16 protein-coding genes, 3 tRNA genes and 3 rRNA genes are annotated in these 19,615 nt (G+C 53.8%); 8 read left to right on the top strand and 14 right to left on the bottom strand.

The window, feature by feature from the left end; translation table 11 throughout:
- Positions 1-111: 111 nt before the first annotated feature.
- From ACQG1Y_RS04630 to gmhB, 7 genes are all read right to left on the bottom strand, one after another.
- Positions 112-188: transfer RNA gene (locus ACQG1Y_RS04630), tRNA-Asp, on the bottom strand.
- A gap of 55 nt (positions 189-243) precedes the next feature.
- Positions 244-359, bottom strand: a 5S ribosomal RNA gene (gene rrf, locus ACQG1Y_RS04625).
- Between the two features lie 192 nt (positions 360-551).
- Positions 552-3,456 (bottom strand): 23S ribosomal RNA (locus tag ACQG1Y_RS04620).
- 170 nt (positions 3,457-3,626) lie between these two features.
- Positions 3,627-3,702: transfer RNA gene (locus ACQG1Y_RS04615), tRNA-Ala, on the bottom strand.
- Between the two features lie 105 nt (positions 3,703-3,807).
- A tRNA-Ile gene (locus ACQG1Y_RS04610) sits at positions 3,808-3,884 on the bottom strand.
- A 70-nt stretch (positions 3,885-3,954) separates the two neighbouring features.
- Positions 3,955-5,496, bottom strand: a 16S ribosomal RNA gene (locus ACQG1Y_RS04605).
- Together the 16S, 23S and 5S rRNA genes with 3 tRNA genes alongside form the textbook arrangement of a ribosomal RNA operon.
- 371 nt (positions 5,497-5,867) lie before the next feature.
- Positions 5,868-6,434, bottom strand: a complete 567-nt coding sequence (gene gmhB / locus ACQG1Y_RS04600) for a D-glycero-beta-D-manno-heptose 1,7-bisphosphate 7-phosphatase (RefSeq protein WP_047740772.1) — start codon at positions 6,432-6,434, stop codon at positions 5,868-5,870.
- A 188-nt stretch (positions 6,435-6,622) separates the two neighbouring features.
- Between gmhB and metN the strand changes: the two genes are divergently transcribed.
- From metN to proS, 6 genes are all read left to right on the top strand, one after another.
- Positions 6,623-7,654, top strand: a complete 1,032-nt coding sequence (metN, locus tag ACQG1Y_RS04595; protein ID WP_006810022.1) for a methionine ABC transporter ATP-binding protein MetN — start codon at positions 6,623-6,625, stop codon at positions 7,652-7,654.
- Complete coding sequence (locus ACQG1Y_RS04590; protein WP_003856130.1) at positions 7,647-8,300, top strand: methionine ABC transporter permease MetI; 654 nt, start codon at positions 7,647-7,649, stop codon at positions 8,298-8,300. The genes metN and ACQG1Y_RS04590 overlap by 8 nt, the downstream gene beginning before the upstream one ends.
- A gap of 40 nt (positions 8,301-8,340) precedes the next feature.
- A complete protein-coding gene (metQ, locus tag ACQG1Y_RS04585) occupies positions 8,341-9,156 on the top strand; it encodes a methionine ABC transporter substrate-binding lipoprotein MetQ (protein WP_003856132.1) in 816 nt (271 codons plus the stop codon).
- A gap of 106 nt (positions 9,157-9,262) precedes the next feature.
- The gene (gene rcsF / locus ACQG1Y_RS04580; RefSeq protein WP_015572735.1) at positions 9,263-9,667 is read left to right on the top strand and encodes an Rcs stress response system protein RcsF; all 405 of its coding nucleotides are present in this window, start codon (positions 9,263-9,265) and stop codon (positions 9,665-9,667) included.
- The gene (gene tsaA / locus ACQG1Y_RS04575; protein WP_015572734.1) at positions 9,664-10,371 is read left to right on the top strand and encodes a tRNA (N6-threonylcarbamoyladenosine(37)-N6)-methyltransferase TrmO; all 708 of its coding nucleotides are present in this window, start codon (positions 9,664-9,666) and stop codon (positions 10,369-10,371) included. The genes rcsF and tsaA overlap by 4 nt, the downstream gene beginning before the upstream one ends.
- A 112-nt stretch (positions 10,372-10,483) precedes the next feature.
- Positions 10,484-12,202, top strand: coding sequence for a proline--tRNA ligase (proS, locus tag ACQG1Y_RS04570; RefSeq protein ID WP_032647317.1), 1,719 nt, complete (start codon positions 10,484-10,486; stop codon positions 12,200-12,202).
- Positions 12,203-12,247: 45 nt separating this feature from the next.
- On the opposite strand, the gene nlpE is transcribed toward proS, so the two are convergent.
- Genes nlpE through ACQG1Y_RS04555 form a run of 3 tightly spaced genes read right to left on the bottom strand, consistent with a single transcriptional unit; the run spans position 12,248 to position 13,944 of the window.
- The gene (gene nlpE / locus ACQG1Y_RS04565; protein ID WP_017383734.1) at positions 12,248-12,946 is read right to left on the bottom strand and encodes an envelope stress response activation lipoprotein NlpE; all 699 of its coding nucleotides are present in this window, start codon (positions 12,944-12,946) and stop codon (positions 12,248-12,250) included.
- A 39-nt stretch (positions 12,947-12,985) separates the two neighbouring features.
- Positions 12,986-13,402, bottom strand: coding sequence for an alternative ribosome rescue aminoacyl-tRNA hydrolase ArfB (arfB, locus tag ACQG1Y_RS04560; RefSeq protein WP_006810027.1), 417 nt, complete (start codon positions 13,400-13,402; stop codon positions 12,986-12,988).
- Positions 13,399-13,944, bottom strand: a complete 546-nt coding sequence (locus ACQG1Y_RS04555) for a YaeQ family protein (RefSeq protein WP_033486501.1) — start codon at positions 13,942-13,944, stop codon at positions 13,399-13,401. The genes arfB and ACQG1Y_RS04555 overlap by 4 nt, the downstream gene beginning before the upstream one ends.
- A gap of 195 nt (positions 13,945-14,139) precedes the next feature.
- Between ACQG1Y_RS04555 and ACQG1Y_RS04550 the strand changes: the two genes are divergently transcribed.
- Positions 14,140-14,340, top strand: coding sequence for a YaeP family protein (locus tag ACQG1Y_RS04550; RefSeq protein WP_003856146.1), 201 nt, complete (start codon positions 14,140-14,142; stop codon positions 14,338-14,340).
- Positions 14,327-14,587, top strand: coding sequence for a Rho-binding antiterminator (gene rof / locus ACQG1Y_RS04545; protein WP_003856148.1), 261 nt, complete (start codon positions 14,327-14,329; stop codon positions 14,585-14,587). The genes ACQG1Y_RS04550 and rof overlap by 14 nt, the downstream gene beginning before the upstream one ends.
- Positions 14,588-14,613: 26 nt before the next feature.
- On the opposite strand, the gene tilS is transcribed toward rof, so the two are convergent.
- The 4 genes from tilS to accA all read right to left on the bottom strand — a co-directional run bounded on the left by tilS (position 14,614) and on the right by accA (position 19,607).
- Positions 14,614-15,900, bottom strand: a complete 1,287-nt coding sequence (gene tilS, locus ACQG1Y_RS04540; protein WP_047062365.1) for a tRNA lysidine(34) synthetase TilS — start codon at positions 15,898-15,900, stop codon at positions 14,614-14,616.
- Positions 15,901-15,958: 58 nt separating this feature from the next.
- Complete coding sequence (locus tag ACQG1Y_RS04535) at positions 15,959-16,348, bottom strand: VOC family protein (RefSeq protein ID WP_003856151.1); 390 nt, start codon at positions 16,346-16,348, stop codon at positions 15,959-15,961.
- Between the two features lie 66 nt (positions 16,349-16,414).
- Positions 16,415-18,547, bottom strand: a complete 2,133-nt coding sequence (locus tag ACQG1Y_RS04530) for a lysine decarboxylase LdcC (RefSeq protein ID WP_058688997.1) — start codon at positions 18,545-18,547, stop codon at positions 16,415-16,417.
- 100 nt (positions 18,548-18,647) lie between these two features.
- Positions 18,648-19,607 (bottom strand): acetyl-CoA carboxylase carboxyl transferase subunit alpha, encoded by a 960-nt coding sequence (accA, locus tag ACQG1Y_RS04525; protein ID WP_003856154.1) that lies wholly within the window; start codon positions 19,605-19,607, stop codon positions 18,648-18,650.
- Positions 19,608-19,615: the final 8 nt, after the last annotated feature.

Here is a 19,615-nt window from a genome sequence, read left to right as displayed (position 1 = left end):
GTTGTTATGCCGAAAAAGATCGTGAACCGCAGAGGATTTTTGCTAATTTCGCAACAATCAAACGACAGATAAGAAAAAAGCCCTGAGCGTTAGCTCAGAGCTTTTAATAAGTGGCGGAACGGACGGGACTCGAACCCGCGACCCCCTGCGTGACAGGCAGGTATTCTAACCGACTGAACTACCGCTCCACCGAATACTTCTGTAACCACCGGATTAATGCACCGGCTTACTACTTAATTTGATGCCTGGCAGTTCCCTACTCTCACATGGGGAGACCCCACACTACCATCGGCGCTACGGCGTTTCACTTCTGAGTTCGGCATGGGGTCAGGTGGGACCACCGCGCTACAGCCGCCAGGCAAATTCCTGTGCTCTGTCCTGTGTCTTTCGCACTGATACTGCGTTGGCTGCTCTCGTAAAGTCAGTCACATACCTCAGTATGCTCCTTCCTTTCCTTCGTTTGCCGCCTTGTCTCAGCGCAAAATCCTTCGGACTCTGAATCTAAGCTGAAAATCGTGTCTGTCTCTTCGCCAAAACACCTTCGGCGTTGTAAGGTTAAGCCTCACGGTTCATTAGTATCGGTTAGCTCAACGCATCGCTGCGCTTACACACCCGACCTATCAACGTCGTCGTCTTCAACGTTCCTTCAGGAGACTTAAAGTCTCAGGGAGAACTCATCTCGGGGCAAGTTTCGTGCTTAGATGCTTTCAGCACTTATCTCTTCCGCATTTAGCTACCGGGCAGTGCCATTGGCATGACAACCCGAACACCAGTGATGCGTCCACTCCGGTCCTCTCGTACTAGGAGCAGCCCCCCTCAATTCTCCAGCGCCCACGGCAGATAGGGACCGAACTGTCTCACGACGTTCTAAACCCAGCTCGCGTACCACTTTAAATGGCGAACAGCCATACCCTTGGGACCTACTTCAGCCCCAGGATGTGATGAGCCGACATCGAGGTGCCAAACACCGCCGTCGATATGAACTCTTGGGCGGTATCAGCCTGTTATCCCCGGAGTACCTTTTATCCGTTGAGCGATGGCCCTTCCATTCAGAACCACCGGATCACTATGACCTGCTTTCGCACCTGCTCGCGCCGTCACGCTCGCAGTCAAGCTGGCTTATGCCATTGCACTAACCTCCTGATGTCCGACCAGGATTAGCCAACCTTCGTGCTCCTCCGTTACTCTTTGGGAGGAGACCGCCCCAGTCAAACTACCCACCAGACACTGTCCGCAACCCGGATTACGGGTCTACGTTAGAACACCAGCCATTAAAGGGTGGTATTTCAAGGTTGGCTCCACGCAGACTGGCGTCCACGCTTCAAAGCCTCCCACCTATCCTACACATCAAGGACCAGTGTTCAGTGTCAAGCTATAGTAAAGGTTCACGGGGTCTTTCCGTCTTGCCGCGGGTACACTGCATCTTCACAGCGAGTTCAATTTCACTGAGTCTCGGGTGGAGACAGCCTGGCCATCATTACGCCATTCGTGCAGGTCGGAACTTACCCGACAAGGAATTTCGCTACCTTAGGACCGTTATAGTTACGGCCGCCGTTTACCGGGGCTTCGATCAAGAGCTTCGCGTTGCCGCTAACCCCATCAATTAACCTTCCGGCACCGGGCAGGCGTCACACCGTATACGTCCACTTTCGTGTTTGCACAGTGCTGTGTTTTTAATAAACAGTTGCAGCCAGCTGGTATCTTCGACTGATTTCAGCTCCACCCGCAGGGGCTTCACCTACATATCAGCGTGCCTTCTCCCGAAGTTACGGCACCATTTTGCCTAGTTCCTTCACCCGAGTTCTCTCAAGCGCCTTGGTATTCTCTACCTGACCACCTGTGTCGGTTTGGGGTACGATTTCGTGTTACCTGATGCTTAGAGGCTTTTCCTGGAAGCAGGGCATTTATCACTTCAGCACCGTAGTGCCTCGTCATCACACCTCAGCGTTAATAAGGTACCGGATTTACCTGGAACCTCCGCCTACATGCTTAAACCGGGACAACCGTCGCCCGGCTGACATAGCCTTCTCCGTCCCCCCTTCGCAGTAACACCAAGTACAGGAATATTAACCTGTTTCCCATCGACTACGCCTTTCGGCCTCGCCTTAGGGGTCGACTCACCCTGCCCCGATTAACGTTGGACAGGAACCCTTGGTCTTCCGGCGAGCGGGCTTTTCACCCGCTTTATCGTTACTTATGTCAGCATTCGCACTTCTGATACCTCCAGCATGCCTCACAGCACACCTTCAACGGCTTACAGAACGCTCCCCTACCCAACAACACATAGTGTCGCTGCCGCAGCTTCGGTGCATGGTTTAGCCCCGTTACATCTTCCGCGCAGGCCGACTCGACCAGTGAGCTATTACGCTTTCTTTAAATGATGGCTGCTTCTAAGCCAACATCCTGGCTGTCTGTGCCTTCCCACATCGTTTCCCACTTAACCATGACTTTGGGACCTTAGCTGGCGGTCTGGGTTGTTTCCCTCTTCACGACGGACGTTAGCACCCGCCGTGTGTCTCCCGTGATAACATTCTTCGGTATTCGTAGTTTGCATCGGGTTGGTAAGCCGGGATGGCCCCCTAGCCGAAACAGTGCTCTACCCCCGAAGATGAGTTCACGAGGCGCTACCTAAATAGCTTTCGGGGAGAACCAGCTATCTCCCGGTTTGATTGGCCTTTCACCCCCAGCCACAGGTCATCCGCTAATTTTTCAACATTAGTCGGTTCGGTCCTCCAGTTAGTGTTACCCAACCTTCAACCTGCCCATGGCTAGATCACCGGGTTTCGGGTCTATACCCTGCAACTTAACGCCCAGTTAAGACTCGGTTTCCCTTCGGCTCCCCTATACGGTTAACCTTGCTACAGAATATAAGTCGCTGACCCATTATACAAAAGGTACGCAGTCACCCCATAAAGAGGCTCCCACTGCTTGTACGTACACGGTTTCAGGTTCTTTTTCACTCCCCTCGCCGGGGTTCTTTTCGCCTTTCCCTCACGGTACTGGTTCACTATCGGTCAGTCAGGAGTATTTAGCCTTGGAGGATGGTCCCCCCATATTCAGACAGGATACCACGTGTCCCGCCCTACTCTTCGAGTTCACAGCAAGTGTGCTTTCGTGTACGGGACTATCACCCTGTACCGTCGGACTTTCCAGACCGTTCCACTAACACACAAGCTGATTCAGACTCCGGGCTGCTCCCCGTTCGCTCGCCGCTACTGGGGGAATCTCGGTTGATTTCTTTTCCTCGGGGTACTTAGATGTTTCAGTTCCCCCGGTTCGCCTCGTTAACCTATGTATTCAGTTAACGATAGTGCAACGGATTGCACTGGGTTTCCCCATTCGGACATCGCCGGGTCAAGGGTTCATATCACCTCGCCGGCGCTTTTCGCAGATTAGCACGTCCTTCATCGCCTCTGACTGCCAGGGCATCCACCGTGTACGCTTAGTCGCTTAACCTCACAACCCGAAGATGTTTCACTTCTGATTGCGAAAATTTGAGAGACTCGAACACACATGAGCTGTGTGTCGTTTCAATTTTCAGCTTGATCCAGATTTTTAAAGAGCAAAACTTCGCAGTGCACCTTTTCAGGTTCACTCTGAAGTTTTCTTGTGTTCGCAGTAAAAGATGGTGGAGCTATGCGGGATCGAACCGCAGACCTCCTGCGTGCAAGGCAGGCGCTCTCCCAGCTGAGCTATAGCCCCATCGTAGTCACCTCTGTACCGGTAATTTTTGTTGAGGCAAGGCGTGGTGACACGAAGCATACTTATGTATGTGAGTGTCGCCGCAACGCAGCATCAGCAAAAATTTGGTAGGCCTGAGTGGACTTGAACCACCGACCTCACCCTTATCAGGGGTGCGCTCTAACCACCTGAGCTACAAGCCTGTAGAGGTTTTTTACTGCTGTTTTTCATCAGACAATCTGTGTGAGCACTACAAAGGCAGGTTCTTTAAGGTAAGGAGGTGATCCAACCGCAGGTTCCCCTACGGTTACCTTGTTACGACTTCACCCCAGTCATGAATCACAAAGTGGTAAGCGCCCTCCCGAAGGTTAAGCTACCTACTTCTTTTGCAACCCACTCCCATGGTGTGACGGGCGGTGTGTACAAGGCCCGGGAACGTATTCACCGTGGCATTCTGATCCACGATTACTAGCGATTCCGACTTCATGGAGTCGAGTTGCAGACTCCAATCCGGACTACGACGCACTTTATGAGGTCCGCTTGCTCTCGCGAGGTCGCTTCTCTTTGTATGCGCCATTGTAGCACGTGTGTAGCCCTACTCGTAAGGGCCATGATGACTTGACGTCATCCCCACCTTCCTCCAGTTTATCACTGGCAGTCTCCTTTGAGTTCCCGGCCTAACCGCTGGCAACAAAGGATAAGGGTTGCGCTCGTTGCGGGACTTAACCCAACATTTCACAACACGAGCTGACGACAGCCATGCAGCACCTGTCTCAGAGTTCCCGAAGGCACCAATCCATCTCTGGAAAGTTCTCTGGATGTCAAGAGTAGGTAAGGTTCTTCGCGTTGCATCGAATTAAACCACATGCTCCACCGCTTGTGCGGGCCCCCGTCAATTCATTTGAGTTTTAACCTTGCGGCCGTACTCCCCAGGCGGTCGACTTAACGCGTTAGCTCCGGAAGCCACGCCTCAAGGGCACAACCTCCAAGTCGACATCGTTTACGGCGTGGACTACCAGGGTATCTAATCCTGTTTGCTCCCCACGCTTTCGCACCTGAGCGTCAGTCTTTGTCCAGGGGGCCGCCTTCGCCACCGGTATTCCTCCAGATCTCTACGCATTTCACCGCTACACCTGGAATTCTACCCCCCTCTACAAGACTCTAGCCTGCCAGTTTCGAATGCAGTTCCCAGGTTGAGCCCGGGGATTTCACATCCGACTTGACAGACCGCCTGCGTGCGCTTTACGCCCAGTAATTCCGATTAACGCTTGCACCCTCCGTATTACCGCGGCTGCTGGCACGGAGTTAGCCGGTGCTTCTTCTGCGGGTAACGTCAATTGCTGAGGTTATTAACCTCAACACCTTCCTCCCCGCTGAAAGTACTTTACAACCCGAAGGCCTTCTTCATACACGCGGCATGGCTGCATCAGGCTTGCGCCCATTGTGCAATATTCCCCACTGCTGCCTCCCGTAGGAGTCTGGACCGTGTCTCAGTTCCAGTGTGGCTGGTCATCCTCTCAGACCAGCTAGGGATCGTCGCCTAGGTGAGCCGTTACCCCACCTACTAGCTAATCCCATCTGGGCACATCCGATGGCAAGAGGCCCGAAGGTCCCCCTCTTTGGTCTTGCGACGTTATGCGGTATTAGCTACCGTTTCCAGTAGTTATCCCCCTCCATCAGGCAGTTTCCCAGACATTACTCACCCGTCCGCCACTCGTCAGCAAAGCAGCAAGCTGCTTCCTGTTACCGTTCGACTTGCATGTGTTAGGCCTGCCGCCAGCGTTCAATCTGAGCCATGATCAAACTCTTCAATTTAAAAGTTTGATGCTCAATGAATTAAACTTCGTAATGAATTACGTGTTCACTCGTTGAGACTTGGTATTCATTTAGTGTCCGAGGACATTAAGAATCCATGTCACTTTGAGTGCCCACACAGATTGTCTGATAAATTGTTAAAGAGCAGTTGCGACGCGCTTCAGCGCTCTGTCGCGAGGTGGCGTATATTACGCTTTCCTCTTTCAGAGTCAACCCGTTATTTCAGGATTTTTTCTCTTCAACCGACCGGGTTGTCTGTGAAGTGATTCACATCCGCCGTGTCGATGGAGGCGCATTATAGGGAGCCGCCGAGGAATGACAAGCGGAAAAATGCATTTTTATTTCAACCGCTCACCTTTTCGCCAAAACGCCTAATTTTGGTGCTTTTTAATCTCTTTTGGCAGTTCTGCCAGACTCGTTATCACCCAGTCGGCTGCATTTTCTGCTTCTGGGGTGACCGGTTTACCGGTACGCACTAATACTTTGGTACCTACACCTGCCGCCGCTGCTGCCTGCATATCTTCCAGTTTATCGCCCACCATATAAGATGCGGCCATATCAATGTGCAGGAATTCCTGTGCAGAGATAAACATGCCCGGGTGTGGCTTACGGCAATCACAGGTCTGACGATACGCCTCTACACTTCCCTGCGGGTGATGCGGACAATAATAGATGCCATCAAGATCGACGCCACGATCGGCCAGAGACCAGTCCATCCATTCCGTCAGCGTCTCGAACTGCGCTTCGGTGAATTTACCCCGGGCGATACCGGACTGGTTAGTTACCACCACCAGCGCATAGCCCATCTCTTTCAACTGGCGCATGGCATCTATTACGCCCTCGATAAATTCGAACTCATCAATCTCATGGACGTAACCGTGATCCACATTAATAGTGCCGTCACGATCGAGAAAAATTGCGGGTACAGATTTTGCCACCGGTTTGCTCCTGAAAAAGTCTTGTTCAGCTAGTATCTCATGAATTGCAGCGCAATAAAGTGCTCATCGCACAGAGGTGGATTGATTTAGACGTCTGGATGCCTTAACATCCATTTTGTTTACGGTCATTCCCCGTATCTGGCAGAAGAAAATGCCACGGCTAACTTACTTACGATAAAAATAATCTAATGATTAAACTTTCCAATATCACCAAAGTGTTCCAGCAGGGGAACCGAACCATTCAGGCGCTGAACAACGTCAGCCTGCATGTGCCTGCTGGTCAGATTTATGGCGTCATTGGCGCATCGGGTGCGGGTAAAAGTACGCTGATCCGTTGTGTTAACCTGCTTGAGCGCCCAACCCAGGGCAGCGTAGAAGTTGGCGGCCAGGAGCTTACCGCTCTCTCAGAAAAAGAACTCACCAAAGCGCGTCGCCAGATTGGCATGATTTTCCAGCACTTTAACCTGCTGGCATCCCGCACCGTGTTCGGCAACGTTGCCCTGCCGCTTGAGCTGGATAACACGCCGAAAGAAGAAGTTACGCGTCGCGTCACCGAACTGCTCGACCTTGTTGGTCTGGGCGACAAGCATGATAGCTACCCGGCAAATCTGTCCGGTGGGCAAAAACAGCGTGTGGCCATTGCCCGCGCGCTGGCAAGCAATCCTAAGGTGCTGCTGTGCGATGAAGCCACCAGCGCGTTAGACCCGGCCACCACGCGCTCTATTCTGGAACTGTTAAAAGACATTAACCGTCGCCTGGGCCTGACGATTCTCCTTATTACGCATGAAATGGATGTAGTGAAACGCATCTGCGACTGCGTGGCGGTCATCAGCAACGGTGAGCTGATTGAGCAGGACACGGTGAGTGAAGTCTTCTCGCACCCGAAAACGCCGCTGGCTCAGCAGTTCATTCAGTCCACACTGCATCTGGATATTCCGGAAGATTATCTGGAACGTTTAAAAACAGACGCAACGCCTGACAGCGTCCCGATGCTGCGCATGGAGTTCACGGGCCAGTCCGTTGACGCACCGCTGCTGTCCGAAACCGCGCGTCGCTTTAACGTGAATAACAACATTATTAGCGCGCAGATGGACTACGCCGGTGGCGTGAAGTTCGGCATTATGCTGACGGAAATGCACGGCACACAGGAAGAAACCCAGGCGGCAATTGCCTGGCTGCAAGAACATCACGTAAAAGTAGAGGTACTGGGTTATGTCTGAGCCGATGATGTGGCTACTGGTTCGCGGCGTTTGGGAAACGCTGGCAATGACCTTCGTATCGGGCTTCTTTGGTTTTGTGATTGGGCTGCCGGTCGGCGTGCTGCTGTACGTTACGCGCCCGGGTCAAATTATTGAAAACGCGAAGCTGTATCGCACGCTCTCTGCGCTGGTGAACATTTTCCGGTCTATTCCGTTCATTATTCTGCTGGTGTGGATGATTCCGTTTACGCGCGTGATCGTCGGGACGTCGATTGGTTTACAGGCAGCTATTGTCCCGCTGACCGTTGGCGCGGCACCGTTTATCGCCCGTATGGTGGAAAACGCCCTGCTGGAAATCCCAACCGGCCTGATCGAAGCTTCCCGCGCTATGGGTGCGACGCCAATGCAGATCGTTCGCAAAGTTCTGCTGCCAGAGGCGCTGCCTGGGCTGGTGAACGCAGCAACCATCACGCTTATCACCCTGGTCGGTTATTCCGCAATGGGCGGCGCCGTAGGTGCTGGCGGTTTAGGCCAGATTGGATATCAGTACGGCTATATTGGCTATAACGCTACCGTAATGAATACCGTTCTGGTATTGCTGGTTGTGCTGGTTTACTTAATTCAATTCTCTGGCGATCGTATCGTCCGGGCTGTTACGCATAAATAACGTTACAAACAACACAAACTCGACGAGTTAAGGATATAACATGGCGTTTAAATTTAAGACCTTCGCAGCAGTAGGCGCACTGATTGGCTCGCTGGCACTGGTGGGTTGCGGTCAGGACGAAAAAGATCCAAACCACATCAAAGTAGGCGTTATCGTCGGTGCAGAACAGCAGGTTGCTGAGGCCGCGCAGAAAATCGCTAAAGAGAAATATGGCCTGGACGTTGAACTGGTGACCTTCAACGATTACGTTCTGCCGAACGAAGCGCTGAGCAAAGGCGACATTGACGCTAACGCCTTCCAGCATAAACCGTACCTGGATCAGCAGATCAAAGATCGTGGCTACAAACTGGTTGCTGTCGGTAACACCTTCGTTTACCCGATTGCCGGTTACTCCAAGAAAATTAAATCTTTGGATGAACTCCAGCCGGGTTCACAGGTTGCCGTCCCTAACGACCCAACCAACCTTGGCCGTTCCCTGCTTCTGCTACAGAAAGTGGGCCTGATTAAACTGAAAGAAGGCGTTGGCTTGTTACCGACCGTTCTGGACGTAACCGAAAACCCGAAAAATCTGAAAATTGTTGAGCTGGAAGCACCACAGCTGCCACGTTCTCTGGACGATGCGCAGATCGCCCTGGCCGTGATCAACACCACTTACGCCAGCCAGATCGGCCTGACCCCAGCGAAAGATGGCATCTTCGTTGAAGATAAAGATTCCCCGTACGTCAACCTGATCGTGACTCGCGAAGACAACAAAGACGCGGAGAATGTGAAGAAATTCATACAGGCATATCAGTCTGAAGAAGTGTACCAGGAAGCCAATAAGGTGTTTAACGGCGGCGCGGTTAAAGGCTGGTAATCTCCCGGCAGTGTAATATCATCAAGACGGGCATTTGCCCGTCTTGTCATTTGTGCGGTCAACTGCTTCAATATCTGACGTTTTGATTATCCACTGAGGAATTATTATGCGTGCTTTACCGATCTGTTTTTTAGCACTGATGCTGAGCGGCTGTTCTATGCTAAGCAGATCTCCTGTTGAACCTGTTCAAAGCACTGCAACCCCGCCAAAAGCGGAGCCAGCAAAACCGAAAGCGCCTCGCGCTGCGCCGGTACGTATTATTACCAAAGCCGACGAGCTGGTCGGTAAGCCATTCCGTGAACTGGGCGAAGTGAGCGGCGAATCCTGCCAGGCAACGAATCAGGACTCCCCACCCAATATTCCGACAGCCCGCAAGCGTATGCAAATCAACGCGTCGAAAATGAAAGCCAACGCGGTGCTGCTGCACAGCTGCGAAGTCACCAGCGGCACACCAGGTTGCTATCGCCAGGCGGTATGTATCGGTTCTGCGCTTAACATTACGGCGAAATGAGTTCATTTCAGTTCGAGCAGATAGGCGTTATCCGCTCCCCTTATAAAGAAAAGTTCGCCGTGCCGCGTCAGCCGGGTCTGGTCATTAACGGCGGCGGCGAGCTTCATCTTGTCGCGCCGTATAATCAGGCCGATGCAGTGCGCGGGCTTGAGGCGTTCAGCCATTTATGGGTGGTCTTTGTATTTCACCAGACCATGGAAGGCGGCTGGCGTCCCACCGTGCGTCCGCCTCGTCTGGGCGGAAATGCCAGAATGGGTGTCTTTGCCACCCGCTCAACCTTCCGTCCCAACCCCATCGGGATGTCGCTGGTCGAGCTGAAAGGCATACGTTGTCAGAAAGATCAGGTGATCCTGGAGTTAGGTAGCCTTGACCTGGTTGATGGCACGCCGGTCATAGATATTAAGCCTTACCTGCCCTTCGCCGAAGCGCTGCCGGATGCCCGGGCAAGCTATGCTCAGGACGCACCGCAGGCAGATATGCCGGTTCACTTCACGTCTGAAATTACAACGCAAATCAGCGAGCTGGAAAAGCGTTATCCTCGCCTGCGTGACTTTATCGTTGAAGTGCTGGCCCAGGACCCCCGTCCCGCCTACCGCAAAGAAGAGGAAGCCGGGAATACGTACGCCGTCTGGCTGCTGGACTTTAACGTGCGCTGGCGCGTGACTGCGGCGGGTTTTGAAGTGTTTGCCCTGGAACCCAGGTAATTTTGTTCTCCTCTCTTTTGGCATCTTTGCCACACTGGTAAACTAAACCACTTTTTTTGTGTCAGGCTGGTGTTTCAGCCTGTTCCAATCGTCGAAATGGAACCGTAACAACATGCGTACTAGCCAATATCTGCTCTCCACTCTGAAGGAGACACCTGCCGACGCCGAGGTGATCAGCCACCAGCTGATGCTGCGCGCCGGGATGATCCGCAAGCTGGCCTCCGGGTTATACACCTGGCTGCCGACCGGCGTGCGCGTCCTGAAAAAAGTCGAAAACATCGTGCGTGAAGAGATGAACAACGCCGGTGCTATCGAGGTGTTAATGCCGGTCGTTCAGCCCTCTGAACTGTGGCAGGAGAGCGGTCGCTGGGAGCAGTACGGTCCTGAACTGCTGCGTATTGCCGATCGTGGCGATCGTCCATTCGTTCTCGGTCCAACGCATGAAGAAGTGATCACCGATCTGATCCGTAACGAGCTGAGCTCTTACAAACAGCTGCCGCTGAACTTCTTCCAGATCCAGACTAAGTTCCGTGACGAAGTGCGTCCACGCTTTGGCGTCATGCGTTCTCGCGAGTTCCTGATGAAAGATGCTTACTCTTTCCATACTTCTCAGGAATCGCTGCAAGAGACCTACGACAAAATGTACGCGGCCTACAGTAAAATCTTCTCCCGCATGGGGCTGGATTTCCGTGCTGTACAGGCTGATACCGGTTCAATCGGCGGTAGCGCCTCCCATGAATTCCAGGTTCTGGCGCAGAGCGGCGAAGACGATGTGATCTTCTCTGACTCCTCTGATTACGCCGCGAACATCGAATTTGCAGAAGCGCTGGCACCGAAAGAACCACGCGGCGCGGCAACGCAAGAGATGACGCTGGTTGATACGCCAAACGCGAAAACTATCGCCGAGCTGGTTGAGCAGTTTACTCTGCCGATCGAAAAAACCGTGAAAACCCTGCTGGTGAAATCGGCTGAAGGTAGCGCTTATCCACTGGTTGCCCTGCTGGTACGAGGCGATCACGAGCTGAACGAAGTGAAAGCCGAGAAGCTGCCGCAGGTTGCCAGCCCGCTGACCTTCGCAACGGAAGCGGAGATCCGCGCCGTGGTGAATGCAGGTCCTGGTTCTCTGGGTCCGGTGAACATGCCTGTTCCGGTGATCATTGACCGCACCGTTGCGGCGATGAGCGACTTCGCTGCGGGCGCAAACATCGACGGTAAACACTACTTCGGCATCAACTGGGATCGTGACGTGGCGACGCCGGAAGTGGCTGACATCCGTAACGTGGTCGCAGGCGATCCAAGCCCGGACGGCAAGGGTACCCTGATGATCAAACGCGGTATCGAAGTAGGCCACATCTTCCAGCTGGGCGATAAGTACTCGCGCGCAATGAACGCTGCCGTTCAGGGCGAAGATGGCCGTAACCAGGTTCTGACCATGGGCTGCTACGGCATTGGCGTAACGCGCGTTGTTGCTGCCGCTATCGAGCAGAACTATGACGAACGCGGAATCGTCTGGCCGGATAACATCGCGCCGTTCCAGGTGGCGATCCTGCCAATGAACATGCACAAGTCTTACCGCGTGCAGGAGCTGGCTGAGAAACTCTACGCTGAGCTGAGCGCGAAAGGTATCGACGTGCTGATGGATGACCGTAAAGAGCGTCCTGGCGTGATGTTTGCTGACATGGAACTGATCGGTATTCCACACACCATCGTCATTGGCGACCGTAACCTCGACAGCGACGAGATTGAATACAAATACCGTCGCAACGGCGAAAAACAGATGATCAAGACGGGAGATATTCTTGATTACCTGGTGAAAGCCATCAAAGGTTAAGAAACAAAAAACCCCGCCAGTGCGGGGTTTTTTAATGGCTATATCTTATTTGCTTTCGCAGTCTTTCCCCGCAGCAAACTTCGCATCTTTATCTGCCACCAGCGTTTTCACCAGCTCGCCGCTATCCGGGTTTGGCTCCAGCGTAAAATGCCCTTCAACCGTCAGCAACACTGGCTTACTGTCGTTGCCGCGCGCGACGGCATAGTCTCGCTCCAACTGGGCATTGTTCGCCACGCTGACTTTCTTCCCGGTTGCACAGTCAGTGAAGATCGCCGCATCCGCCATGTAGAAATACATCCCTCGCATCGCCATTGGGGTGGCTGGCAGGGTCGCTTTCACCGGGGCCAACGTGTAGTTGAACTGGGATTCAATCGGATTGCCTTCGCGATCGAGCATCTCCATCCCCTCGCCTTTGGCGCGGAAGAAGGTTTTATCGCCCGTGGTATCCGTCAATACCAGCTTCTCAGCCGTACGCGCCCATGTTCCGTAAGATGCAAAAGAAGACGGTTCTTTCGCCCCCTGGTAACGCTGGTTCATGACCCAGGTGCCATCTTTTTGCAGGAACAGAGAGGTTTCGATGCCCTCGCAATCTGCACACGGTAATACGCCGCGCCAGCTTTGCTGCATCGGCTTTAATTCTTCATTTTGCGTTGGCTGTAGTACCTGCGTTTCTGAACGGTTATTACAGCCAAAAAGCGCGAACAGGCTTGTCACGGCCAGCGCTGATAATAATGCTTTTTTCACAATACTTTCCTTATGAAAAAGGGTATCCCTTTCGTCACATTATGGGTGACGGACTTTGCCACGCAGTGATTTTACAGTGGATTTCTGCGCCTTCGATGACAACCGACGTTCTTTCGATGCCCGCGTTGGACGTGTTGCCCGGCGACTTTTTTGTACAGCCGTCAGCTCTTTAATGACCGCGACCAGCCGGGCTATTGCCGCTTCCCGGTTAAGCTCCTGGCTGCGATACTCCTGCGCTTTAATCACCATCACACCCTCGCTGGTGATCAGGTGATGGCTGGCGGCAAGCAGGCTTTCTTTATAATACTCTGGCAGGCTGGAGGCCCGAATGTCAAAGCGCAAATGGATAGCCGTTGAGGCCTTGTTAACGTGCTGTCCCCCTGCTCCCTGGGCCCGGATGGCGGTGATCTCCAGCTCGTTATCAGGGATGCTGACGTTTCGGGACAATACAATCATGATGCGGGCTGCCAGGCCGCGAGATGAATTTCCAGATTATTCTGAGAACCGGAAAGCCAGATGGCGCCGTCCTGAATCGTCGCCTGTAGCGCCATCGTCCGGCTGGCGAACGCACTCAGCTGCGCCAGCTGTTCATCATCCAGATACCAGACGGTAAGATTTTTGAACTGCGCACATTTATTTTTATTTTGTTGCCACCAGATCTCCGCCGCTCTCTGGTTGTAGGCAAACAACGCCACTTCAGCAGACTGGGTGCAGGCCTTTTTGATCCGGCGTTCATCCGGCAGGCCAAGCTCAATCCATAAATCGATACCCAGATGATCGTTGCGCAGCCAGGCTTCCGGTTCATCTTCCGCGCTTAAACCACGGGTAAATTGCAGACGCTCGTCGGCATACTTAATCCACGCCAGCAGGCGCAGCATCATGCGCTCCTGGGTTTCAGAAGGGTGACGCGCCAGCGTCAATGACGCATCCAGAAACTGGTTACGGTCAAGATCCGCCACATTGACCACAGCTTTATAAATTGTCGCTTTCAGCGCCATGAGAGAACTCCTTTCGAATCAGGCATACATTGTAGCGAAAACCGCGGCAAAAGGCTGTTACGAGGTGGTGGCTCCCTCTTATCAAGGCGCTGATATTGCTTAAATGAGTATGGTATAGTCACCTTGCTAAACCGAGTTTAACTTCGTAGGCTTAATGATATCTCACAGTAAGTCAGTACGCTGGCAGGAGGTGATGTGAATAATTATTGTGAGTTGATTCGCAGACGGTATGCGGAGATCGCCAGCGGAGATCTGGGGTACATTCCGGATGCGTTGGGCTGTGTATTGAACGTGCTAAATGAAGTGGCCTCTGATGAGAGCCTTTCTGAATCGGTCAGGGAAAAAGCAGCGTATGCTGCGGCGAATTTACTGGTGAGCGATTATGTCGATGAATGATACCTATCAACCCATCAATTGTGATGACTATGACAACCTCGAACTCGCCTGCCAGCATCATTTAATACTGACGCTGGAGCTAAAAGATGGCGAAGTGCTAAAGGCAAAGGCCAGCGATCTGGTTTCCCGTAAAAATGTGGAATACCTGGTTGTGGAAGATGCAGGTGCAACGCGTGAGCTACGCCTCGACAAAATTGCCAGTTTCAGCCATCCGGAAATCGGCACCGTTGTGGTGAGCGAATCCTGATAACCAACGGGCAGCCAGGCTGCCCGTTACGCTTTCCATTCAAAATTAACACCCGCTTCAGCCCACCCCTCTTCAGTGATGAACACCTCTGCCGCCGCGATGAGCGTGTCGCCGTAAAACAGAAGCGGCGTGGTATCACGTCGCCAGGGCGGAACGTTCTGTTCCTGCCAGATTTTCTTCAGCTTACGCCCGCCGTTACGCCCGACGATATGCAGCATGCCGCTGGCCCTGAAGCGTATAGTGACGTTCTCGTCCGGCTCAGGTAGACGCACATTGCCCGAATGGCTTAACGCAACGACACCGGCATTCATCGGTAGCGTTAATGCTTTTTCCGGCGACGGCCAGTCGAGCACAACGTCAGCCAGCGACGGCACAGATTTTACCCACCAGAGTTGCCCTTTATAGCGCCTGACGTCATAACCATTCAGGTGTATACACGGGGCGGCATCTTCCCTCGCCTGTGCAACTTCCTCCCAGATACGGTTGAGCATCGCCCGGGACGGCATAACCGCATGGTGGTAAGCCAGCCAGCGACGAATCAGAGCAGCCCGACGCACGGGGCTCATCACCTTCAACGGCGCAATGTTCAGGGCACCGTCAGCGGTAGTCAGCGTATCCAGCTCCTCGCTCAGCAACTCATCCAGCAAGCTTTCCTGTTCAGCACACAGCATGGCGCTTCTGGCCGCCGCTTCGGAAAAATGCGCCCAGCGCTCACTCAGCAGCGGTAAGACGCGCAGGCGCAGGAAGTTACGGTCGTAACTGTCGTCCTGATTGCTCTCGTCTTCAATCCAGCACAGATGATGCTGCTGCGCCCAGGCTTCCAGTGATGCGCGCGTCTCACCCAGCAGCGGGCGGATGAGCTCTGTTTCAGCAAAATCTGCGCGCTCAGGCATGGCAGATAATCCCGCAGGCCCGCTGCCCCGCTTGAGCGCCAGTAAAAACGTCTCGCACTGGTCGTCCAGATGCTGCGCGGTGACCAACGCTTCTCCAGGCTGTAATGCGCCGGAAAACGCGGCGTAGCGGGCTTTCCGCGCCTGCGCCTCAATACCCAGCCCCTCATCCTCAAGCGTGACGCGTTCAACGATCAGCGGGATTGCCCACCCTGAACACACCGCTTCGCAGTGCGCTACCCAGTCGTCGGCATGGGGGCTTAAGCCGTGATGGATATGCATCGCCCGCAGCTGGACGTCAGGCTCACGGTCGCGCCAGAGCTTAAGGCGGTGCAGCAAAACGGTGGAATCCAGGCCACCGCTGAACCCCACCAGCAGCTGGCGATAGGGTGAAACGGCGTGCGCGATAGCAGGTAAGGTCATAGGAAATTACACATAAAAAATGCCCGAACTGAACGGGCATTATCACACATGACGGCGATTACTGCTGGTAAAGCTCCAGCGGCAGGCCGTCCGGATCGTTGAAAAAAGTGAAACGTTTATCGGTAAAGGGATCGACACGAATCGCTTCGCAGGCCACGCCGTGGGCTTCCAGATGTTTTACCGCGCTGTCCAGGTCATCGACGCTGAAGGCCAGGTGGCGCAGGCCGCAGGCTTCCGGGCGTGAAGGACGCGCTGGCGGGAAAGGAAAAGAGAACAGTTCAATCACATATTGTCCGTTTAACGCCAGATCGCCTTTCCAGGAGTCGCGCTCCTCACGGTAAGCCTCGCTCAACAGCGTAAAGCCGAGAACGTCGCAGTAGAATGCCTTACTTTTCGCGTAATCGGTGGCAATGATCGCAATATGATGAACCGCTTTTAAACCCAGCATAGTTTCTCCTTTTTATGATGCTCTGAACGTTACAACCGACAACCCGCCCCTGGCAAGCAGACCCTTTTATTTTAGGACTCTCACCCAGTACACGCCGTTATCATCGCGTTTCGCGCCATGAATATCCGTTTCAAAGCCCGGATAGTGGCGCCCTACCGAACAGAGCATCAGCAGGAAATCGAGCACCGCCCGGCTCTCCTCGGTGATCATTTCACCCGGCATCAGCAGCGGCACGCCCGGCGGATAAGGCAGGATCATGTTGGCCGATACCCGCCCGACCAGGTTCTCCAGCTCAACGGTTTCAACCTCCCCTTTCACCTGGCGCTGCCACGCCCTGTGCGGCGTCAGCTTCATTTCAGGCAGAACATCAAATGCCTGCAACATCAGGCGCGGCAGATCGTGCTGGCGGATCAGCCTGTGGATCCCCTGGGCCAGATCCTGAATACGCATATTGCGATAGAAGTCAGGATCTTCCGCGTAGAGATCCGGCAGCATATTCTTTACCCGCAGGTTCAGATCATATGCACGCTTAAACTCCATCAGTCCGCGCAACAGCCCCATCGCGCGGGTTTTATCGATCCCGATGCTGAACAGGAACAGCAAATTATAGGGGCCGGTTTTCTCCACCACCACGCCGCGCTCATCAAGGAACTTCGCCACCAGCGCAGCCGGGATCCCTTCCTCACCCATCACGCCCTGCTCATCCATGCCCGGCGTCAGGATCGTCACCTTAACCGGATCGAGGAACATATGGTCCGCATCGGCATCCCGAAAACCGTGCCAGCTCTCCCCCGGCGCGACGGGCCAGCATTCTGCTTCATCAATCTCTTCCGGCTGCCAGATATCAAAGAACCAGCCGTCCGCTTCATCTTTAAGCCGCTGAACCTCTTTTCGGAAATGCAGCGCCCGTTCCACCGAACGATTGATCAGGCGTTTACCCGGATTACCGCGCAGCATCGCCGCCGCCGTTTCGATGGACGCCACCAGCGGGTAGCTCGGCGACGTGGTCGTGTGCATCATAAAGGCTTCGTTGAAGGTGTCCTCGTCGTACTCGCCCTTGATGTGAATGAGAGACGCCTGGGAAAACGCGGCCAGCATTTTGTGCGTCGACTGCGTTTCGAAGAACACCTTGCCCGGCACCCGCTCGCCGCTCATCCCACTTTTACCCGAGTAAATCGGGTGGAAATTGGTGTAAGGCACCCACGCGGAGTCAAAGTGGATCGACGGCACGTCGAGCGTCTGCTTGATCCAGTTCGTGTTGTAAAGCAGCCCGTCATAGGTGGAGTTGGTGATCACCGCGTGCACAGGCCAGCTTGCCTCGGGGATCGCTGCGATCTTATTTTCAATGGCTTCAAGCGCGAATTCACGGCGAGGAATGCCGCCGAGAATACCCAGCGCATTACGCGTAGGCGACAGCCAGAGCGGCACCACGTCGCTCATCATCAGCAAATGCGCCAGTGATTTGTGGCAGTTTCGGTCAATCAGCAGCGTACTGCCGGCAGGCGCGGCGTACATCCCGACGATTTTGTTCGAGGTTGAGGTACCGTTGGTCACCATGTAGCTTTGCTCGGCGCCAAAGGTCCGGGCGATGTACTCTTCGGCTTCCAGATGCGGGCCGGTATGATCCAGCAGAGAGCCTAACTCGGTGACCGAAATCGACACATCCGCCTTCAGCGTGTTACCGCCGAAGAAATCGTAGAACAGACATCCCACCGGGCTTTTTTGATAGGCTGTTCCCGCCATGTGGCCTGGCGTACAGAAGGTGTACTTCCCTTCATTCACATAGGTGAACAGCGCGCGCGTGAACGGCGGTGTGATGTTATCGAGGTATTCACCGGTGTACTGCTGAATGCGGGTCGCAATGTCCTCGGCAACGCCGAGTGAGTATTCGAAGAACCACAGCGCCATACGCATATCATGCGCGCTCACGTCCATGGTCGAGTGAGTGTTGATAAACGCGTACAGCGGAAGATATTCGTTGAGCTTATTGATATCGCTGCACAACTCCATGTCGTATTCGTCCCAGTCGAATATCACGCCACAGATGCGCGGATTGTGTTCGATAAATTTCAGCAGGTCGGCGCTGTTTTGCGGCCAGATCAGCTGGTATCCGCGTGCTTTGAGGGCTTGCTCCAGCTCCTTGATGGGTTCGTCTTTATAAAAGACGCCGTGTGGCCCCATGATAGCAATGATGTTCATGGTTTACCTCCTTGAAAAACATCAGATAAGCATAGTTAAGGTAAACGGCAGGTATAAAAAAAGCCGCAACAATGTGCGGCTTTTAGGATAATTGTGAGGCTTACGCGTAACCGTAGGTCATCAGACGCTGATAACGACGGTTGAGCAGATCTTCTGTGCTCAGCACGTCCAGGTCCGCCAGATCTGCCAGCAGCTGCGCTTTCAGGGAAGCAGCCATCACTTCCGGCTTACGGTGCGCGCCGCCCAGCGGTTCAGGGATAACGGTGTCGATCAGCTTCAGCTCTTTCAGACGTGGGGCAATGATGCCCATCGCTTCAGCAGCCAGCGGCGCTTTATCGGCACTTTTCCACAGAATGGAGGCACAGCCTTCCGGAGAGATAACGGAATAGGTACTGTACTGTAGCATATTCACTTTATCGCCCACGCCAATTGCCAGCGCACCGCCGGACCCACCTTCACCGATAACGGTACAGATGACCGGCACTTTCAGGCGAGACATCTCACGCAGGTTGCGTGCGATGGCTTCAGACTGACCGCGCTCTTCAGCGCCAACACCCGGGTAAGCACCCGGCGTGTCGATGAAGGTGATGATAGGCATATTGAAACGCTCAGCCATCTCCATCAGACGCAGGGCCTTACGGTAGCCCTCTGGCGCTGGCATACCGAAGTTACGACGGATTTTCTCTTTGGTTTCACGGCCTTTCTGATGACCAATAATCATCACCGGACGTCCATCCAGACGCGCGATACCGCCGACGATAGCTTTATCGTCAGCGTATGCGCGGTCGCCTGCCAGTTCGTCAAATTCGTCAAACGCCAGGCGGACATAATCCAGGGTGTACGGACGCTGTGGATGACGCGCCAGCTGGGCGATCTGCCATGCGCCGAGATCGGCAAAGATTTTGCGCGTCAGTTCTACGCTTTTTTCGCGCAGACGATGCACTTCTTCGTCGATGTTAATATCCAGTTTTTCATCCTGACGGCTCACGGCTGTCAGAGAATCGATTTTCGCTTCCAGCTCTGCAATCGGCTGTTCGAAATCAAGGAAATTCAGACTCATAGTATTCC

It is taken from the genome of Enterobacter cloacae complex sp. 397G4, assembly GCF_050031515.1.
In the GTDB taxonomy this organism is placed as follows: domain Bacteria; phylum Pseudomonadota; class Gammaproteobacteria; order Enterobacterales; family Enterobacteriaceae; genus Enterobacter; species Enterobacter hormaechei_C.
The sequence above is the reverse complement of the archived record's forward strand: the minus strand, read 5'-3'. Positions and strand labels throughout refer to the sequence as shown.